The organism is Microbacterium sp. 8M, from assembly GCF_902506375.1.
In the GTDB taxonomy this organism is placed as follows: domain Bacteria; phylum Actinomycetota; class Actinomycetes; order Actinomycetales; family Microbacteriaceae; genus Microbacterium.
This window is the reverse complement of sequence record NZ_LR733284.1, coordinates 439385-458059: the sequence shown is the minus strand read 5'-3', so window position 1 is coordinate 458059 and position 18675 is coordinate 439385. Positions and strand designations below refer to the sequence as shown.

General features: G+C 71.6%; 14 protein-coding genes. 11 read left to right on the top strand and 3 right to left on the bottom strand.

From position 1 onward, the window contains the following. Positions 1–2: 2 nt before the first annotated feature. From AERO9AM_RS02130 to AERO9AM_RS02115, 4 genes are read left to right on the top strand one after another with little or no spacing between them, the layout of a single operon-like run. Complete coding sequence (locus AERO9AM_RS02130; protein WP_159574683.1) at positions 3–1946, top strand: hypothetical protein; 1944 nt, start codon at positions 3–5, stop codon at positions 1944–1946. Continuing rightward, a complete protein-coding gene (locus AERO9AM_RS02125) occupies positions 1943–2725 on the top strand; it encodes a ribonuclease activity regulator RraA (RefSeq protein ID WP_159574682.1) in 783 nt (260 codons plus the stop codon). Before AERO9AM_RS02130 ends, AERO9AM_RS02125 begins: the two co-directional genes overlap by 4 nt. Beyond that, positions 2695–3669 (top strand): aldo/keto reductase, encoded by a 975-nt coding sequence (locus AERO9AM_RS02120; RefSeq protein ID WP_159574681.1) that lies wholly within the window; start codon positions 2695–2697, stop codon positions 3667–3669. Before AERO9AM_RS02125 ends, AERO9AM_RS02120 begins: the two co-directional genes overlap by 31 nt. Beyond that, positions 3669–4496 carry an amidohydrolase family protein gene (locus AERO9AM_RS02115; RefSeq protein ID WP_159574680.1) on the top strand — a complete coding sequence of 276 codons (828 nt, stop codon included), beginning with the start codon at positions 3669–3671 and terminating at the stop codon, positions 4494–4496. Before AERO9AM_RS02120 ends, AERO9AM_RS02115 begins: the two co-directional genes overlap by 1 nt. A gap of 72 nt (positions 4497–4568) precedes the next feature. Here AERO9AM_RS02115 and AERO9AM_RS02110 read toward each other — a convergent pair whose 3' ends face one another. From AERO9AM_RS02110 to AERO9AM_RS02100, 3 genes are read right to left on the bottom strand one after another with little or no spacing between them, the layout of a single operon-like run. Next, complete coding sequence (locus tag AERO9AM_RS02110; RefSeq protein ID WP_159574679.1) at positions 4569–5222, bottom strand: GntR family transcriptional regulator; 654 nt, start codon at positions 5220–5222, stop codon at positions 4569–4571. 19 nt (positions 5223–5241) lie between these two features. Then, positions 5242–5847: an SGNH/GDSL hydrolase family protein gene (locus AERO9AM_RS02105; protein WP_159574678.1), complete on the bottom strand. Its 606-nt coding sequence runs from the start codon at positions 5845–5847 to the stop codon at positions 5242–5244. Next, entirely contained in the window at positions 5838–9905 is a 4068-nt protein-coding gene (locus tag AERO9AM_RS02100; RefSeq protein WP_159574677.1) for an Ig-like domain-containing protein, read from the bottom strand. Before AERO9AM_RS02100 ends, AERO9AM_RS02105 begins: the two co-directional genes overlap by 10 nt. A gap of 421 nt (positions 9906–10326) precedes the next feature. Here AERO9AM_RS02100 and AERO9AM_RS02095 point away from each other — a divergent pair, with 421 nt between their 5' ends. From AERO9AM_RS02095 to AERO9AM_RS02065, 7 genes are all read left to right on the top strand, one after another. Then, positions 10327–11181: a carbohydrate ABC transporter permease gene (locus tag AERO9AM_RS02095; RefSeq protein WP_159574676.1), complete on the top strand. Its 855-nt coding sequence runs from the start codon at positions 10327–10329 to the stop codon at positions 11179–11181. Further along, a complete protein-coding gene (locus tag AERO9AM_RS02090) occupies positions 11178–12080 on the top strand; it encodes a carbohydrate ABC transporter permease (RefSeq protein ID WP_159574675.1) in 903 nt (300 codons plus the stop codon). The genes AERO9AM_RS02095 and AERO9AM_RS02090 overlap by 4 nt, the downstream gene beginning before the upstream one ends. A 32-nt stretch (positions 12081–12112) precedes the next feature. Continuing rightward, the gene (locus AERO9AM_RS02085; protein WP_159574674.1) at positions 12113–13426 is read left to right on the top strand and encodes an extracellular solute-binding protein; all 1314 of its coding nucleotides are present in this window, start codon (positions 12113–12115) and stop codon (positions 13424–13426) included. Positions 13427–13434: 8 nt separating this feature from the next. Continuing rightward, positions 13435–13860 carry a BNR-4 repeat-containing protein gene (locus AERO9AM_RS17555; RefSeq protein WP_159574673.1) on the top strand — a complete coding sequence of 142 codons (426 nt, stop codon included), beginning with the start codon at positions 13435–13437 and terminating at the stop codon, positions 13858–13860. Further along, positions 13824–15245 carry a BNR-4 repeat-containing protein gene (locus tag AERO9AM_RS02075; protein ID WP_159574672.1) on the top strand — a complete coding sequence of 474 codons (1422 nt, stop codon included), beginning with the start codon at positions 13824–13826 and terminating at the stop codon, positions 15243–15245. The genes AERO9AM_RS17555 and AERO9AM_RS02075 overlap by 37 nt, the downstream gene beginning before the upstream one ends. 78 nt (positions 15246–15323) lie before the next feature. Beyond that, positions 15324–17588 carry an FAD-dependent oxidoreductase gene (locus AERO9AM_RS02070; RefSeq protein ID WP_159574671.1) on the top strand — a complete coding sequence of 755 codons (2265 nt, stop codon included), beginning with the start codon at positions 15324–15326 and terminating at the stop codon, positions 17586–17588. 71 nt (positions 17589–17659) lie between these two features. Further along, positions 17660–18670, top strand: coding sequence for a LacI family DNA-binding transcriptional regulator (locus AERO9AM_RS02065; RefSeq protein WP_201298558.1), 1011 nt, complete (start codon positions 17660–17662; stop codon positions 18668–18670). The last annotated feature ends 5 nt before the right edge of the window (positions 18671–18675 follow it).

The following is an 18675-nucleotide window of genomic DNA, read 5'->3' as shown; positions in this document are numbered from 1 at the left end:
CGATGACGGATCCGATCACCACGCCGCTGCGCGCCATCCCCGCCTGGGCCGTGCTGCAGCGCCGCCTGTTCGACGAGGTCGAGGCCGCGCGGCGGCTGTTCGCGGAGCGCTACACGCTGCCCGACGGCCGGCTCCGCGGCGTCGCGGAGTTCGAGGACCGCGACGGCGTGGACGACCTCTACGAGCCGTTCTTCAACTGGCCGGCGTTCTACGCGCTGGGCGGCGACGACGCAGCGCTCGCCGACGCCAAGCGCTGCTGGGAGGGCGTGACGGCCCAGCTCGCCGAGGCGGGCATGCTCACCGACGAGTACGAGAACGGCTACGACTGGTTCCATCAGGGCGAGTCGGTGCTGCTGTTCGCCGGCATCAGGGCCGCGGACCCCGGCGACGCCGCGTTCGCCGAGCGCGCGCGCCGGTTCGCCGCACTGTTCACCGACCCCGCGCACGGCAACTACGACGCCGAGCGCAACATCATCCGCGCGCCGCACAACGGCGCGCTGGGCGCCAGAGAGGGTCTCGAGGATCCGCAGCCGGAGGGCACCCCGCTCGCCGGACGAGTTCGCCCCTACTCCGCCGACCGCGCCGAGATGCGCCCCTACGGGCTGCCCGTCCACGGCCTCGACGGGATCGCCGTGTGGGAGGACCTCGCGGACCCGGAGAAGGCGCAGCGCATGGCGGACGAGATGCAGCGCCGCGCGGCGGGCGACGTGCCGGTGAACCTCGCCGCGACCTCGCTGCCCGCCCTGCGCTGGCTCGACGACGGCGACGAGGAGTCCGCCGCGTGGATCCGTCGCTACGTCGAGGGCTGGCTCGCCCGCGCCCGTGCGAACGGCGGCGTCGTGCCCGACAACGTCGGCCCGGACGGGACGGTGGGCGCACTGCAGGACGGCCGCTGGTGGGGCGGCCACTACGGGTGGGCCTGGCCGCACGGCTTCCACTCCGTCGCCATGAGCGCCCTGATCGGCGCGATCAACCACTCCCTCGTCACCGGGCGCGACGACGCCCTCGACCTGGTGCGCCCCGCGCTCGACACCGTGCTGGCGCACGCCGAGATCGGATCCGTCGAGGAGTCCACCTACAGCCTGCGCGGCGGCTGGCGCGCCCGTCTCGGAGCCGCCGCGGCGACCCCCGGTGTGCTGGTGCCGTACCGCCACGGCATCGACGGCTGGTTCGACTTCGGCCCGCTGCAGCTGGACGTGCCGGTGTGGCTGTGGTGGTGGAGCCGCAGCGGCCAGGATCGCGCGCTGCTCGACCGCGCGCGGGCGGGCCTGCCCCAGGGCACCGACCTCGTGGCGCCGTTCCGCGACAAGGAGGAGGCCGGCCACGAGGCCGGGTGGATCGCGTATCTGAGCGGCGAGCTTCCGGAGTACCCGGAGCGGGCGCTCGAGATGGCGCTCGGCCAGGTGTCGCGCCGCGTGGCGATGATGCTCGGCGACGACGCGGATCCCGACGCCGCGCACCTGCACTTCTGGCAGCGCGTGAACCCCGTGGTGACCGAGGTGCTCACGCAGCTCGTCGGCGGCGCGCCACAGATGCTCTACAACGGCGGCCTGCCCTTCACGGCGCTGCGCTACGAGGATGTCGAGCGCGGCCGCCCCGGCCTCCCCCGCGACGTGGCCGCGCTCGTGCACACCGTCCACGACGCCGGGCTCGGCGTGCGCCTGGTCAACACGTCCGTCGTGCACACCCGCACGGTGCGGATCCGCGGCGGCCGCTTCGGCGCGGACCGCATCGTGCGCGTGTCCGCGACCGCCGAGACCCCGGGAACCTTCCCCGGCCCGTCCGGCTCGTACCGCGCCCCGGAGAACCCGCCGCGCACCGTCACCTGGGACTGCGACGACGACGTCGTCGTCGAGCTGCCCCCGGCGCACGGCGCCGACCTCGACCTGACCATCGCCCGCGGGGCCGGAACGCCCCGCCTGCACCCCTCCGGAGGAGCCGCATGAGCACCGACCTGATCCGCCCCGACTTCGCCCTGCCCGTCCGCGGGGCGGCGTACGCCCGTCCCGGTCGTGAACTGCTCGACGACTTCGAAGGCATCTCCTCCGCCACCGCGTGCGCCAAGCTGCACGGTCTCGGCATCCGTCGCAGCTACATCGACGGACCGGAGCCGCTCACGGCGGGCAGCCGCGTGGTCGGATCCGCCCTGACCCTGCAGTTCATGCCGCAGCGCGAGGACATGGCCTCCGGACAGGGGCAGGAGTACGCGGAGCGGCACACCGCGCTCTGGCACGTTCTGGAGGCCGTGCAGCCGGGCGACGTGCTCGTGATCCAGGCGTACGGCAGCCGCTTCTCCGGCTGCATCGGCGACATCCTCGCGCGCTACTTCGCGCGCAAGGGCGGTGCCGGGATCGTCGTGGACGGCCGCATCCGCGACGCCGGCCGGATCCGCGAGCTGGGGATCCCGGTGTGGTCCACCGGCACGACGCCGCACTACGCCTCGCAGTCGGAGCTCGTGCCCTGGGCCTACGATGTGCCGGTGGCCGTCGGCGGCGCGCTGTGCATGCCGGGCGACCTGGTCGTGGCAGACGACGACGGCCCGGTGGTGGTGCCGCAGGCGATGGCGCCCCAGGTGATCGACTCCGCGCGCGATCATGAGGAGTGGGAGGTGTTCAGCCGCGCACGCCTCGACGACGGCGCCCGGCTGAGCGACTACTACCCGCTCACCCCCGACACCCGCGAGGAGTACGAGGCATGGCGTTCCGTGCAGAGCTCCGTCCGCTGAATCCCGGCCCGGCCGGGGGCGTCCCGCTGCGGGAAGACCTCGGCCTCGGCTGCGCGCCGATCGGCAACCTCTACACGCCGGTCGCGGACGACGACGCGGTGGCGACGGTGCGCGCGGCGCTCGACGCCGGGGTCCGCTACTTCGACACGGCCCCGCACTACGGCGCCGGCGAGAGCGAGCGCCGGCTCGGGCTCGCCCTTCAGGGCGTGCCGCGCGACGACTACGTGGTCGCCACGAAGGTGGGCCGCAGGATCGTCGACGCGTCCGGGGATCCCGTCCCCGGGTCGGCGACCGGTCACGACACGATCGCGGACCTGAGCCGCGACGGAGTGCTCCGCAGCCTCGAGGCGAGCCTGGCGCGCCTGCGCACCGACCGGATCGACCTGCTGCATCTGCACGACCCGCTCGACGTCGACGCGGGACTCGCCGGAGCGATGGCCGCACTCGTCGAGCTGCGCGATCAGGGCGTGGTGCGCGCGATCGGCGTCGGCATGGGCAAGCTCCCCCCGCTGATCCGCTTCACCGCGGAGGCGCCGGTCGACGTGATCATGGAGGCGGGCCGGCTCACGCTGCTCGACCGCACCGCAGAGGACGAGCTCATGCCCCTCGCCGCCGACCGCGGGGTCGGCATCATCGCCGCCGGCGTGTACAACACCGGGATCCTCGTCGCCCCGCAGACCGCGCCGTACTACGAGTACAAGCCCGCGCCGCCCGCCCTCGTCGACCGGGCCCTGGCCCTGCAGGAGGCGTGCCGCGCCCACGGCGTCGAACTGGCCGACGCGGCCGCCCGGTTCCCGCTGCGGCGCGGCGCGGAGGGCGTCGTCATCGGCGCGCGCACCCCCGCGGAGGTGGCGGCCTTCGTCCGCGGGCGCGATGTCCCGATCCCCGAGGCCCTGTGGCCCGAGCTCGACCGGCTCGGGCAGGATGGGACCGCCGCGGCCTGATGCGGATCATCGACGCGCACGTGCACCTCTGGGACGTCGGCGTCGTCCCGCTGCCGTGGTTCCGTGAGGACCTGGGGCTCCCCCGCCGCGCCCTGGCGGAGACCCTCGGCGCGCTGCTGAGCGCATCGGGCGTCTCGGCCGCGGTCGCCGTGCAGGCCGCCGACTCCGTGGCCGAGGCCGAGTGGCTGACCGGGATCGCCGTCGCGCATCCGCTCGTGCGCCGCGCCGTGCTGCAGTACGAGCCCGCGCCGGACCTGCCCCTCGGGCGCACGGCCGCGATGCTCGCGCCCGCCGCGCGCCACCCCGGCGCTCCCGCCGTCGCCGGCCTCCGTGCGGCCGTCCCGCAGTTCGCGGCGGACCTGTCCGATGTCGCCGGGCTCGACGCCCTCGCCACGGCGGCCGGGGAGGCCGGTCTCGTGCTGGAGCTCCTGCTGCGTCCGGAGCAGCTCCCCGGTGCCGCCGCGCTCGCGCACCGCCACCCCGCCACGACGTTCGTCGTGTGCCATCTGGGGCTCGGGACGGCGGATCCGGGCGCCGCGTGGTTCCGCGATCTCGCCGTCGTCGCGGCGGAGCCGAACGCGCACGCCAAGACCTCGGGTCTCGTCCACCCCGGACGCGGTCCGGCGGAGCTCGGGCGCCTCCTCGCCGCGGCCGTCGACGCGTTCGGCCCGGACCGTCTCCTGCACGGCAGCGACTGGCCGATCTCGGCGAGGCACACGCCCTACGCCGAGCTCACGGCGCGGATCGCGGACGCGCTGCCGCCGCTCTCCTCCGCCGACGCCGCGGCGCTCTGGTCCGGCACGGCCACCCGGCTGTACCGACTCTGACGCTCCCGCGCCGGCAGCCGAACGCTCCGACGGCGCGCCCCCGCGGGGCGCAGGGCCGCCGGGGCGCGGCGGTCAGTCGTTCAGCAGGGTGCCGGCTGCGTGGGCGCGGAACAGCGCGGAGGCCGCCTCGGCGTCGCCGCCGTCGAGCACGTCCAGCAGCCCCTTGTGCCAGTCGGCGACCTCGTGCCAATCGCCGGTGAAGGCCGGGTCGCCGAGCACGTGCATGACGCGCAGGCTCGGCTCCAGCAGATCCCACATGCGCGGCAGGTACACGTTGCCGCTGGCCTCGATCACGGTGCGGTGGAACACGAAGTCCAGCTCGCGGAAGCGCGACAGGTCGGCGACCTCGGCGGCCTCGTGCATCGCGGCGATGAGTGCGGCGAGCGTGCCGCGCCGCTCCTCGTCCAGCGCCCCGCAGGCCAGCCGGCCCGCGAGCGCCTCCAGCTCGACCCGGGCGACCTTGGCCTGCGCCGCCTCCTCCGGCGAGTAGCTCGCGACGAAGCTGCCGAGGTGCCGCACCTGCGACACCAGGCCCTCGTGCGTGAGCCGCTTCAGCGCGTCGCGCACGGGCGCCTGGCTCACCTGCAGCTGGCGCGCCAGCTGCGACTCCACGAGCTGCTCCCCCGGGGCCAGGGTGGAGTCTTTGATCATCCCCTTGATCATCGAGTAGATCTGATCCGACAGCAGCCCCCGCTGCAGGGTCGTCGAGGCCAGCGCATCCGTCATGCTGCTCATTCTAGATCCATTATCGACTATCGCTAATGCCCCACGCGGCTGTCCAGGCGTCCGCGATGAGACGGGATCCGGCCGGCGTCGGATGCACCCCGTCGGGCGCGAGCTCGGCCGGATCGCGCCCCTCGGCCGCAGCGGTGAGCACGTCGTGCAGCGGCACGCGCGCCGCGCCGAACTCCGCGGCGAGCCGGGCGACGGCCGCCCGCTTCTCCGCGAGCTCGTCCAGCCAGCCCTCCTGCTCCGCCCGCACCGGGAGCAGGTACGGCTCCATGAGGATGAGCCTCGGGGCGTGCGCCTCGGCCGTTCGCCGGAGCAGCCCGCGGTACGTCTGCTCGAACACCGCCGTGGGCGTGGGGTCGTCGCTGTCGAAGCGCCGCCAGACCTCGTTGACCCCGACGTAGACGGTGAGCAGCTCCGGAGCGGTCGGCATGAGCTCCTCATCCCACCGCGCGGCGAGGTCGGCCACCCGGTCACCGGCGATGCCGAGGTTGCGCACGATCGCGCCGCCCGCCATCAGCTCCGGCGCCAGCAGCGACACGTAGCCGTCCCCGAAGGAATACGGATCCGTCCTGTCGCGGCCCGCGTCCGTGATCGAGTCTCCGATGAACGTCACCCGCATCGGGGCACCTCCTCTTCGTCCTGCTTGACCTTGGGTCGCACCGAGATGTCCAGCGTGGTCGACTGCCCCTCGTAGGCGATCGTGAGCGTCTGGCGCGGGTGGACCTTGCTGCTGTCGAATCCGCTCACCATATCCTCCGCGACCTGCGCGGTCGTGAGGCTGCCGTCGCTCCAGCGCACGCCCAGCACCATGCCGGTGACGTCGATCGGATCGCCGACCGCGTAGCGGGTCTTCGGATCCGCCTCGGCCGCCCAGCAGATGCCCGTGATGACCGGCGTCGGCCGCACGGTGAGGGTGTTCGTCTTGGCGTAGTGGTACAGGTTGAAGAAGCCGTCCGCTCCGATGCGCAGGTTCTGGCGGGCGTCGAGCGTGTTCCACACGGTCTTGCCGTCGACCCGCAGCACCAGGCGGGTGCCCGCGTCCTCCTTGAGGGCGCCGACCTCGATCCGGTGCGTGCTGTTCGGCGCGATGACGGTGTTCGGGATCACGTCGAGCATCGTCTGACCCGGCGTCCAGCTCTGGAACTCGAAGGTGTCCTGCTTGATGAGGAACAGGTAGCCCGTGTTCGAGTTCTGCCACGCCGGGATCCCGGTCTGGTCCGATCGCACCTGGAACCCGTACCAGCCGCCGTCGAAGGCGCCGAAGTCGGCGTCGAACTGCAGGAGCGTGTCACCGAAGCGCTCGGCCTTGTAGCCGTGCACGCCCTGGCCGGTGATCGAGACGCCGGCATCGGTCACCGAGATGACGCTGGAGGCGCTCCAGTTCGCCGCGTCCTTGAGCTGCGCGTCCAGCCGCGTCGTCGGATAGACCGCGTCCACGACCGTCACCGCGACCGAGGCCGTGGCGCTGGGCTCCGCGACCGACGCGGCCGTGATCGTCGTCGAGCCCGGCCCGACCGCGGTGATGCGGCCGGCCGCGTCGACCGTCGCGATCGACGGGTCGGCGCTGCTCCAGGCCACGCGCAGGTCGCTCGCGTCCTCCGGAGCGATCTTGGCGGTCACCGTGCGGCGCTCCCCGACGTTCATCGCGGCGGAGGCGACGTCGACGGTCAGCCCCGTCACCGGCACCGCGGAGATCGAGAAGCCGATGTCGTCGAAGTCGAGCGACGGGTACCCCTCCACGTAGAAGCCGACCCGTCCGGCGGCACCGCGGGCGGGGTCCGCACCGTCGATCACGAGCGCGCCGCCGACGGAGACGCGGATCCGGCCGTCCTGGACCGCCACCCGCACGTGCGAGGTCTTCCCGCCGGGCAGCGCCTGATCGGCCGGGAGCACCTTCTCGGCGACGACCTTCCAGGCGTCGTCGAAGATCGTCCAGGTCGGGCCCGCGGCGGCGTTGCGGTACCGGATGTATCCGCCGCCCTTGCCGTTGCGGTCGTAGATCACGAAGCCGGACCCGGCCGGTGCGGCTCCGGCGGGCGTGGTCACGTCGACGTCCAGGACGAAGGAGGTGAAGTCCCTGGGCAGCTGCGCATTGGCGCCCTTCACGATCCGGTACACGTGATCGCCCGTGCCGTCATCGACGATCTTGCGGTTCGGGTCGGTCGGCCAGCCGTTCGCGCCCGATTCGAAGTCGGTGAAGTGCAGTACGCCGTCGCCCTCGTCCACGGTCACCGCGATGGTCGCCGTGAGCGACGGGTTCGCGACGGACGTCGCCGTGACGGTCGTGTTCCCCGGAGCGGCCCCGGTGATCGTGCCGTCGGCGCGCACGGTCGCGATCGTGGTATCGGCGGAGGCGTAGGTCACCGCGGCGTCGGCGGCGTTCCAGGGCAGCGGCACGGCCGCCGCGCGCACGTCGTGCCCGACGTCGACGCGCACCGCGTCGGTCTGGAATGCGATCCCCTCGAGCGCGACCCGCTCCGGGGACTGCGACTGCCCGACCCTCCCCTGCAGCCCGATCTTGTCGAAGGCGATGTCCTGGAACCCCGGGATCTGCGTGAACACCGCCGCGTCCGGCTTGAGCCGGTAGTCGCCGTGCGCGGCGTCGACGAAGCCGGGGTCGGAGGCGGCGACCATGTTGGTGTCGTAGTTCAGCAGGTTCTTGCCGTCCTTGGCGCCCTGGGCGTTCAGCCCAGAAGGCGTGCGGTGCGGGTTCCACACCACGTTGTGCGCGAACGTGCTGTGGTCGGGGTAGTAGTGGTTGTCCTCGAAGAAGTGCCCGAGCTCGGGGTACTTCTCCAGATACGGAGTGCCGACGAAGTCGTTGTTGTCGGCGAAGACCTGCTTCCACGCGGGCATGTAGTCTCGGTCGACCACGTTGCCCTCCTGGTCGCCCATCCACTGCTCGTAGTTGTCGTAGGGCACGAGGTTGTCGATGAAGATGTTGTTGCGCGCCTCGATGTAGTCGGCGGAGCCGCTCTTGATCCCCGAGTTGCCCATGTTCACGAAGATGTTCTTCGTGATCTCCAGATCCCAGGTGAAGTTGTCGGCGTAGATGCCCTCCACGCCGGCCATGCCGACGCCGATGTCGTGGAAGTAGTTCTCCCGGAAGACGTGGCCGCGCTGCTGGGGCGTCTTGCCCGAGTTCATGTAGATCGCCCCGAGGTCGTGGAACTGCTTGCAGACGTCGTAGACCTCGTTGCGCTCGAACAGGTGGTCGTTGCCGTACACGATGATGCCCGGGTGCGGCGCGTCGTGGATCTTGTTGTTCTTCGCGATGTTCCCGACGCCGTCGAACATCACACCCGGGTTGTAGGCCTTGTGGTAGTACGCGAAGTCGGCGATCTCGGAGTTCTCCACGCGGTTGCGGCCGGGCGCGAGCGTCGTCTTGTCGCCGCCCTGCAGCACCACGCCGATGCCGCCGATGTGCGTGAGCCGGCTGTCGGTCACCGCGTGGTCGACGCCGCCGCGGTTCACCGGGATGCCGTCGTAGGTGTAGCGGCCGGGCGAGTTGATGAGCACGCCGCCGTCGGAGAAGTTGCGGATGTCGCTGTGCGACACGGTCACGTGCGACCCGCCGAGGATCACGGCGGCCGTGGCGCGCCCGTACTCGAGGACGAGGTCGTCGAAGGTCACGTACGAGGCGCCGTCGGTGCGCAGCATCGGATCCTTCAGCGTGGTGACCGTGATGTCTCCGCGACCGGCGGCGAAGGCCGCGTTGGGCATGAGGTACAGCACGCCCTTGTCCCGGTCGATGTAGTACTCGCCGGGCGCGTCCAGCTCCTCGAGCAGGTTCTGCGCGAAGTGGAAGTCGGGGAACCAGCTCTTCAGCAGTCCGCTCATCTCCCCGTAGCGGAGCGTGATCGTCTTCTTCTCGGTGTCGATCGCCTGGATCTTGTTGTACGACCACTCCCAGCTGTAGCCGAAGATCCCGTCCAGCCACACGTCCGTGGCCTGGGTCCAGTACTTCGGCCGGTCGTAGCCGTAGGTGAAGGTGCCGCCGCGATCCTGCAGGTCGGCGTCCTTCCTGGTGGGGCCGGGGTCGACGATGTCGCCCATCTGCACCGTGGGCTTGACGGCGTCGGCGTTCGGCCAGCGCGCGAGCGTCATCCCCTGTCCCTCGATGTAGAGCTCCATCGGCGGGGTGGTGCTGACGTCGTTCGCCTTCCAGTAGCCGTGCCGGCTGAGCTGCCCGTAGTCGGTGATGCCCAGGGCGCGCAGGTCGATCTGCTGCACCTTGTCGCGCGCCGACGCCTCGACGATGCGGTCGCGCACGGCCGCATCCGTCACACCGGTGAAGGCGTCCCGGGGCAGCGTCCTGCCGCCGCTGAGCGTCGCGCGCTCGCCCGGATAGGAGCGATAGGTGATCGGCGCATCCGCGGTGCCGGAGTCCTGCGCGTCGAGCTGGAACGACGCGTCGCGCTGATACGTGCCCTGGCGGAGGTAGACGGTGGTGCCTCCGGCGGGCAGGGATCCGGACGCCTTGAGCGTGCGGATCCGGTCGCGCGCGCCCTCGAGGGTCGCGAGCGGGGCATCGATCGCGCCGCTGGCGGTGTCGTCCCCGCCCGGCGCGATGTACAGGGCGCCGTCTGCGGCGGCGGCCGCGGCGGCCGTGCCGCCGGTGACGAGGGCGGTGCCGAGCAGGGCGGCGAGGGCGAGGGTGGTCAGTGCACGCTTCATCGCGTCTCCGATGTCTGGGGGCGGTACCGGTCTGGGAGGGACTGCCGTCGCTCCGCGCCAGGATCCGGCCCGCCGGTCGTGGCATCTTCGCGACGTTCAGGACCTTAGCGCAATCGATAATCGACGATCAAGCATCGATCTGAATCGTCTGAGCGCATCCGGCGCGGAATCGTCCGTCAGCGCGACACATCGCCACAGAAAATCACAGACTTCACAACTGAGTTACCACTTTTGCTCGTTACCTTATCGTGACCATTCCATGTTGACGTGAACAAGCAGGGGCGGAAATACTGAGGAAACCGAGCAGCGGCACCCGAACCGCCGCCCATCTCTCTCCCGGCCAAGGATGTCCTCGATGACAGAAGCAACCATTTCTTCACACTCTGCATCACGCGCAAAGCCTCGTCGCCTCAGCGATGGGATGTTCGCGTTCCTGCTCACGGTCCCCGGCCTCGCGCTGCTTCTCGCCGTCGTGGTCTATCCGCTGATCACGGCCCTGGTGACCGCGTTCTTCAAGCAGAGCCTCGTCACGCCGGGCCGCGAGTTCGTCGGAGTGCAGAACATCGTCGACGTGCTGCAGGGAGACTTCCTGCGCCTGCTCGGGCAGACGCTCGTGTTCACCGTGGGCACGACGCTCGCACCGTTCGTGATCGGATTCGGCCTGGCCCTGGCCCTCAGCACGAAGATCCGCGGCACCAAGGTGCTGCGCGGCGTCATGCTCATCCCGTGGCTCATCCCGGGCGTCGTCGTGTCGTTCCTGTGGATGTGGATCTTCAACGCCAACTACGGCGTGATGAACGCGCTGCTCGAGGGCGTCGGGCTCATCGACAAGCCGCAGGCGTGGCTCGCGCATCCCGCGACCGCCATGATCGCGGTCATCGTCGCGAAGACGTGGCAGTCGTTCCCCTGGATGATGGTCATGCTGCTGGCCGGCCTGCAGACCGTGCCGCACGAGCTGCACGAGGCGGCCGAGATCGACGGCGCCGGCACGATCCGCCGCTTCTTCTCCATCACCGTGCCGCAGATGCGGGGCATCATCGGCCTCGTCCTGCTCCTGGAGTTCATCTGGAACTTCCAGCACTTCGACATCATCTACGTGCTCACCGGCGGCGGCCCCGCCGGCGCCACCCAGACGTTCGCCACCGCCGTCTACGAGACCGCGTTCACGGGATTCGATCTCGGGCACGCGGGCGCCATCGGCCTGCTCTGGATGATCCTGCTCCTCGGCCTCGTCGTCGTCTACGTCCGCTTCTCGGAGAGAGGGGAGAAGCGATGACCGCCGTCCTCGAGCAGCACGCTCCTGCCGCCGCGCCCACCGCCCCCGCGCCCCGCCGTCGCCGCGGCCGCAGCGACCGCCGCGCCGTCACGGTCAGCGCCTGGATCGCGATCGTCGTCTTCGGCGGGTTCGCCCTGCTGCCGGTGTACTGGCTGCTCGCGACGTCGCTCACGCCCCGCGGGCAGGTGTTCTCCTATCCGCCGAAGCCGTTCCCGGCCGAGATCACGTTCGACGCCTACGCCGCCCTCGCCGCGAACCCCGCGCTGTTCGGCTACCTGCGCAACAGCGTCGTGGTGTCGGTGATCACCACGGTGCTCTCGGTGATCGTGTCCGCGTACATGGGCTATGCCTTCTCGAAATTCCGCTACCGCGGCCGGCGCAGCCTGATGTACTTCGTGCTGGCGTCGCAGATGTTCCCCCAGGCACTGCTGCTGATCACCCTGTACGCCGTGTTCTCCGCGTACGGCCTGCTGAACACGTACACGGCGCTCGTGCTGTCGTTCACGACCTTCACGCTCCCGTTGTGCGTGTGGATGCTCAAGGGCTTCTTCGACACCATCCCGGACGAGCTCATCGAGGCCGCCCGGATGGACGGCGCCTCGCGTCTGCGGATCATCCATTCCGTCGTGATGCCTCTGGCCGCGCCCGGGCTCGTCGCCGCAGGGCTGTTCGCGTTCGTCCGCGGCTGGAACGACTTCATCTTCGCCCTCACCCTCGCCGGTCCCGACAAGCAGACCCTGCCGCCGGGGCTCGTGAACACGTTCATCGGAGAGGCCGCCACCGCCTGGCCCGAACTGATGGCCGCCTCCCTGGTGGTGTCCCTCCCGGTCGCCATCGCCTTCATCGCCCTGCAGCGGTACCTCGTCGGCGGCCTCACCGCCGGCGCCGTCAAGGGCTGACCGACCCGCCCCCTCGAAGAAGAGAGAAACGCATGTCCTCCACCCCGATCTCACGCCGCCAGCTGCTCTCCCTCGCCGGGCTCGGCGCAGCCGGCATCGCACTCGCCGGCTGCATGCCGAGCGGCGGCGCCGCGGCCGGCCCGAGCGCGGCCCCGTCGGGCCTCGCCGCCGGATCCTTCACCCCCGCCGACTTCTCCTTCGCAAGCTGGTCGCTCACGGAAGAGGCCGCCGCGCCGGCGATCAAGGCGCTGCTGGACGGCTACAAGGCCACGCACAAGGTCTCCATCACCGAGGTCTCGTTCCCCTACAACGAGTACTTCAAGCAGCTCATGCTGCAGGTGCGCGGCGGGCAGTTCACCGGCGCCGCCCATGTGGACGTGGCATGGCTCGCCTCGCTCGCCGCCCTCGGCAAGCTGCAGGACGTGTCCGGGCTGACGAAGGGGCGCGGCTACACCGAGGCCGCCCTCAAGGCGGCGCAGTTCGACGGCGTGCAGTACGGGTTCCCGTGGACGATCGGCGCGATCGGCCTGGTCACGAACTCCGAGCTGCTCGCCAAGGCGGGCGTCGACGAGTTCCCCGTCACCGTCGACGACTACGAGGCGGCGCTGAAGAAGCTCAAGGCGCTCGGCAACGGGCTGATCCCCTATGCGGCCTCGACCAAGGCGGCGCAGCTCAAGGACATCCTGATCTGGATGCAGACCTTCGGCAGCCCCCTCGTCAAGGACGGCAAGGTCACGATCGGCGACGACGAGAGCGTCGAGGCCGTGACCTGGTACAAGGCGCTGTACGACCAGGGCCTCATCGCGGCGGACGTCGATCGCTTCGACGCCCGCTCGCTGTTCGCCCAGGGCCGCACCGCGATCTACGACGATGCCCCGGTCGGGCGCGCGGCCGTCACCAAGGACTCCCCGGACAAGGACCTGGCGAGCAAGCTGGTCGCGCAGTCGCGTCCGGTGCTGAAGAAGGGCGACACGCCGCGCGCCCTCGTCTGGGGCGGAGCGGTCGTGATCGTCGGCGACGACAAGGGCACCCGCACGGCGGCCGACTTCGGCCAGTGGTCGACGAGCGACCTCGACGCCGTGCTCGGCGACTACAAGATGCGGGGCCTGCCGCCGGTCACGAAAGAGGCGCAGTCGTCGCCCACCGTGACCGCCGACACGTTCGGCAAGCAGTTCGCCGACCGGATCACGAAGACGGCCACCACCAACCCGTTCTGGGTGTACCCGCAGTACGCACAGGTCGAGACGGCCGTCGCCGAGCGGGTGCAGGCGGTGCTGATCGGCCAGCAGAGCCCGAAGGACGCGATGGCGCAGGCGGGCGAGGCAGCCCAGAAGCTGATCGGCTGAGGCTCGCGATGACTCTGCGCACCTGGGGCGGCATCGCGGCCGCTGCCGTCGTGGCTCTCTCCGTGCTCGCCGCTCCCGCGGCGGTCGCCGATCCGTCCTCCCCGTCCCTGGAGACCGTGCCCGTCACCGTCGACGCCTCGAACCAGTCCGGCTGGTGGAACCCGCTCGCCGTGGTCGGCGACACCACGTACTTCGCGTACAACGTCACGGCCACGACCGGCCGGCACCAGGTGCATCTGGCGGCCCGCGCCGCCGACGGCACCTGGACGACCGGATGCCTGCGCACGACCGCGGGCGCCTGCGCGGACTTCCTCGACGACAACGGGCACAATCAGCCTTCGATCGTCGTGGACGGATCCGGCCGGATCCACGCGTTCGTCTCGATGCACCACGAGCCATGGCACTACTTCCGCTCGACGGTCGCGGCGACGTGACCTCGCTCGTCGACGTGAGCGCCGAGATGCCCGACCAGGGCGCCGCGATCTCCTATCCGGTCACCGCGCCCGGCGCGAACGGCGACGCCTGGCTCATGGTGCGCGTCGGAGCCGACCCGCAGGGGCGCCGCGACGGCGTGCTGTACCACTACTCGCTCGCCACCGGCACGTGGACCAGGGAGACCATGATCGCGTCCGCCGTGGGCTACTCGTTCTACGCCGACGACCTCACCGTCGACGACAGCGGCCGCGTGCACATCCTCTGGGAGTGGGGCCCGTGGCCCGCCGGCCCCTATCGCCACCTCGGCTCGTACGTCGTCTACGACCCGGCGACCAAGGTCTTCCGCGACGTCGCCGGCACGACGCTCACCGCGCCCGTGCGGCCGACGGATCCGGGCGCGACGGTGTGGCGGACGTTCGCGCCCGGAGAGACCGTGAACACCGTCTCTCCGGATGCGCCCGCGGTGCAGACGGCGAAGATGGCCGTCGCCGACGGACAGCTCGTCGGCGTCTCGTATCGCTACGCGCAGCAGGGCTCCACGGCGTTCGACGTGCACTGGGCGACGTGGAGCGGCGCGGGCTGGACGGACCAGACGCTGATCGACACCCACGCCCTCGGCGGCGGGATCGACACCATCGCCGCCGTGGACGCCACCCGCTCCGGCTCCGAGACCCGCGTCTACGCCGTCCTGTCGATGCCGGACTGCGGCACGGCCCGCAGCCAGGTCGTGATGCTGTCCTCGACGGGGTCGGCATGGTCGGCGACGGCGATCGGCGCCCCGGTGTCCGGCCAGCAGCGCCTGCGTGCCGCCACCGCCGCCGACGGCAGCGACGTGCTTTACCTCTCCGCGCCGGAGAAAGGCACGCTGACCTACGCTCGCGTGCCGCGCACCGGCACCCCGTCGTCGTCCGCGACCGTGGCGGACGTCGTGGCCGGGATCCGCGGCGACTCCGGCGGCGTGAACCTCGCCCGCACCGGCACGGCGACGGCGTCCTCCCAGCTGCGCACCGACACCGGCCCGGAGCGCGCGATCGACGGCGTCTGCACCGACGCGAGCCGGTGGATCTCCGCGACCGGCGACGCGCACCCGACCTTCACGGTCACCTGGGCGCAGGCGCAGCCCCTCGAGCTCGTACGGGTGCGCAGCGGCTACTCCGTTGGCGACCCCGCGCTGTCCGTGCTCAGGGACTTCGCCGTCGAGGCGCGCACCGCGGCGGGCTGGACCCAGATCGGATCGTTCACCGGGAACACCGCCGGCACCGTCACCGCGAACGCCGGCGGCGTCGTCGCCGACGCGGTGCGCCTGGTGATCCAGACCCCCTCCGCGTCGACCACGAACGTGGCGCGCGTCTACGAGGTCGAGGCCATCGCCGTGGCGCCCTGACCCCGAGCGCGGGCGCCGCCCACCGGCGCCCGCGCTCCCCCTCCCCTACGCGAACCAGACCCTTCAGGAGCACAACCCATGCGCACGCAGACCGTCGATGCCGACATCGTCGTCGTCGGAGGAGGACTCGCCGGCGTCAGCGCGGCGGTGGCCGCGGCCCGGCTCGGACGCCGCGTGGCGCTGATCAACAACCGCCCCGTGCTGGGCGGCAACTCGTCGTCGGAGGTGCGGGTGTGGGTGTGCGGTGCGACCGCGCACGGCAACCAGCGCTGGGCGCGCGAGACCGGGATCATCGGCGAGCTGTACCGGGAGAACCAGTACCGCAACCCCGACGGCAACCCCGTCTACTGGGACGACGTGGTGCTCGACGCCGTGCGCCGGGAGCCCGGCATCGACCTCTTCCTGAACACGGAGGTGATCGAGGCGAGCGCCGAGGGCCCCGACGACGCCCGGCGGGTGCGCTCCGTGACCGGCTGGACGCTCGGATCCGAGATCCGCACGACCTTCACCGCGCCGATCTTCCTGGACTGCACCGGAGACGGTCTCGTCGGCGCGCTCGTGGGCGCGCGGCACCGCCTAGGCAAGGAGGGCCGGGACGAGTTCGGCGAGGAGTGGGCGCCCGAGGAGCCGGAGCGCGAGTTCCTCGGATCGACCCTGCTCTTCTACACGAAGGACGTCGGGCATCCGGTGAAGTACGTCGCCCCGGAATCCGCGAAGGACATCACGACGACCCCCATCCCGTCGTCGCGCATCATCCGCTCCGGCGACAGCGGCGCGCACTACTGGTGGATCGAGTGGGGCGGGCGCCTCGACATCGTCCACGACAACGAGCGGATCCGGGACGAGCTGCGCTCGGTGATCCTGGGGATCTGGGATCACATCAAGAACTCCGGCGAGTTCGACGCCGACAACCTCACCCTGGAGTGGATCGGGAACCTGCCCGGCAAGCGCGAGTACCGGCGCTTCATCGGCGACCACACGCTCACCCAGAACGACGTGCTCGGCCAGACCTCCTTCGACGACGGCGTGGCTTTCGGCGGCTGGTCGATCGACCTGCACCCCGCTGACGGCATGTACGCCACCGGCGCCGGGGCTCTGCAGCGCTTCAGCGAGGGCGTCTTCGAGATCCCGTTCCGCTCGCTGTACTCGGTGAACGTGGAGAACCTGCTCATGGCAGGGCGCAACGTGTCCGCGACGCACATCGCGTTCGGCGCCGCGCGGGTGATGGCGACCTGCGCAGCGATGGGCGAGGCTGCCGGCACGGCCGCGGCGATGTGCGTCGAGCACGCCCTCACGCCGCGCGAGCTGCACGCCACCCGCCGCGGCGAGCTGCGGCAGCTGCTGCTGCGCGCCGATGCGAGCCTCATCGGAGTGGCGAACGAGGATCCGGAGGATCTCGCGCGCACCGCCGCGGTCACAGCGTCCTCCACCCGCTCGGTCATCGCGGCGGAGACGATGGATCCCCAGGAGCACCCCCTCGTCGACGATCTCGGGCTCGTGGTCCCGGCCCACCCGCGGCTGGACGCGGTGCAGCTGCTGCTCGCCGCGGACGAGGAGACCGAGCTCGCCGTCGAGGTGCACTCCACGGGACGCAAGCAGAACGTGATCCCTGCGCGGCTCGAGCACGCCACGACGGTGCGGGTGCCGGCGGGGGGACCCGGCTGGATCCGGGTGGAGACGCCGTTCGCCCCGGCCACGCCCGAGAACGCCGTGGTGGTGCTGCGCGCGAACCCGGCCGTGCGGGTCCACCTCACGCCGCAGGGCGTCCCGCTCGCGCCGGGCGTGCTCACGCTCGTGCACCGGCCCGACAACGACGACCAGAACGTGCAGATCAGCCAGGACGAGCTGCTCGTGCAGTGGCCGACGAAGCCGCTGCGCGGGCGCGCGGTCGTGTTCCGCGCCGAGCCGGAGAGCGAGGCGCTGGCGCCCGCCCGCGCCGTGTCGGGCTTCAACCGCCCGTTCGGCGGCCCGAACATGTGGGCGTCCGCACCGCTCTCGCCCGGCGAGCCGGCCTGGCTGCGGCTGGACTGGCCGGATCCGGTGACCGCGCGCGAGGTGCGCCTCGTCTTCGACGACGACGTCGACCTCGAGCTGAACACGCTGCACCACCACCGCAGCCCGGACGAGATCCTGCCGCAGCTCGTGCGCGACTACCGCGTCGAGGTGCTGCGGGCCGGATCCGACGACTGGACGCTCATCGCCGAGGAGACGGCGAACCGGCACCGGCTGCGCGTGCACGCGATCCCCGAAGGGACCGGTCCCTTCGTCGCGGCACGGCTCGTGGTGACGTCCACGAACGGCGCGCCGGAGGCCCGCGTGATCGCGTTCCGGGTGCAGTCGTGACCGACGGCGCTAACGTGAGGGGCGCCGGGCGATCGCTCCCGGCGCGACGCACGACCGCGAGGAGGCCCGTCATGCGCCCCACCGATCCGCACCGGACCGATGCGCAGCGTGCCGTTCCGGTGATCCGGGCTCCGCGCACCGGGCTCGTCGCGCTCGCGGTGCCCGACCTCGAGGAACCGTACTTCGCGGAGCTGACGTCGCTGCTCGTGCGCCGCGCCGATGAGCGCGGGCTCGCCGTGCTCATCGTGCAGACCGAGGGCGACCACGCCCGAGAGATCGCCGTGGCCGACGGCGTGGGCCTGCCCCCGATCGACGGTCTCATCCACATCCCCCGGTCGCTGACGGTCGGCGACCTCACCCGGCGCACGGCCCCGGGCCCCCTGGTCCTGCTCGGCGAGCACATCCAGGCGAGCCCGTTCACGCACGTCACGATCGACAACCGCGCCGCCGCCCGCCTCGCCACGGAGCACCTGCTCGGCCTCGGCCGCCGCAGGATCGCGTTCATCGGGCGCCGCGACGCGCGCCCCTCCGACGCCGCCGATCGCCGCCACGCCGGGTACATGGAGGGCATGCAGGCAGCCGGGGTGCGCGTGGATCCGGCAGCCGTCGCGCAGGTGTCCGCGTTCTCGGCCGAGGAGGGCGAACGGGCGACGGCCGAGATGCTGGGCATGATCGGCGACCTCGACGGCATCGTCTGCGCGAACGACTCGGTGGCGCTCGGCGCGCTGGCCGCACTGCACGCCGCGGGGCGCACCGTGCCCGACGACGTCGCCGTGACCGGCATCGACGACATCCGCGCGGCGCGCTTCGCGATCCCGGCCCTCACCACGGTCGCCCCCGATCACGAGCAGCTCGTGAACGCCGCGTTCACGGAGCTGGAGCGTCAGCTGACCGCTCCGCCCGGTGCGGACCTGCCCGTGCGGCACGTCACCGTCGGCTTCCGGCTGATCGAGCGCCGGAGCACGGTCGGGGGATCCGAGCCGGGCCGTCGACGCGCACGCACCGGCTCGGGTGCGCATGCCGAACCGGACGCGCGCCCAGGCTCCGGCTCGCAGTCCGGCTCCGGCTCCCGCCGAGGATGACCTCC

Coding starts and splice junctions, on each gene's coding strand:
- AERO9AM_RS02130 (WP_159574683.1), top strand. CDS start 3: ATGACGGATCCGATCACCACGCCGCTGCGCGCCATCCCCGCCTGGGCC.
- AERO9AM_RS02090 (WP_159574675.1), top strand. CDS start 11,178: ATGACCGCCGTCCTCGAGCAGCACGCTCCTGCCGCCGCGCCCACCGCC.
- AERO9AM_RS02070 (WP_159574671.1), top strand. CDS start 15,324: ATGCGCACGCAGACCGTCGATGCCGACATCGTCGTCGTCGGAGGAGGA.
- AERO9AM_RS17555 (WP_159574673.1), top strand. CDS start 13,435: ATGACTCTGCGCACCTGGGGCGGCATCGCGGCCGCTGCCGTCGTGGCT.
- AERO9AM_RS02095 (WP_159574676.1), top strand. CDS start 10,327: ATGTTCGCGTTCCTGCTCACGGTCCCCGGCCTCGCGCTGCTTCTCGCC.
- AERO9AM_RS02100 (WP_159574677.1), bottom strand. CDS start 9,905: ATGAAGCGTGCACTGACCACCCTCGCCCTCGCCGCCCTGCTCGGCACC.
- AERO9AM_RS02065 (WP_201298558.1), top strand. CDS start 17,660: ATGCGCCCCACCGATCCGCACCGGACCGATGCGCAGCGTGCCGTTCCG.
- AERO9AM_RS02105 (WP_159574678.1), bottom strand. CDS start 5,847: ATGCGGGTGACGTTCATCGGAGACTCGATCACGGACGCGGGCCGCGAC.
- AERO9AM_RS02120 (WP_159574681.1), top strand. CDS start 2,695: ATGGCGTTCCGTGCAGAGCTCCGTCCGCTGAATCCCGGCCCGGCCGGG.
- AERO9AM_RS02075 (WP_159574672.1), top strand. CDS start 13,824: ATGGCACTACTTCCGCTCGACGGTCGCGGCGACGTGACCTCGCTCGTC.
- AERO9AM_RS02125 (WP_159574682.1), top strand. CDS start 1,943: ATGAGCACCGACCTGATCCGCCCCGACTTCGCCCTGCCCGTCCGCGGG.
- AERO9AM_RS02085 (WP_159574674.1), top strand. CDS start 12,113: ATGTCCTCCACCCCGATCTCACGCCGCCAGCTGCTCTCCCTCGCCGGG.
- AERO9AM_RS02110 (WP_159574679.1), bottom strand. CDS start 5,222: ATGACGGATGCGCTGGCCTCGACGACCCTGCAGCGGGGGCTGCTGTCG.
- AERO9AM_RS02115 (WP_159574680.1), top strand. CDS start 3,669: ATGCGGATCATCGACGCGCACGTGCACCTCTGGGACGTCGGCGTCGTC.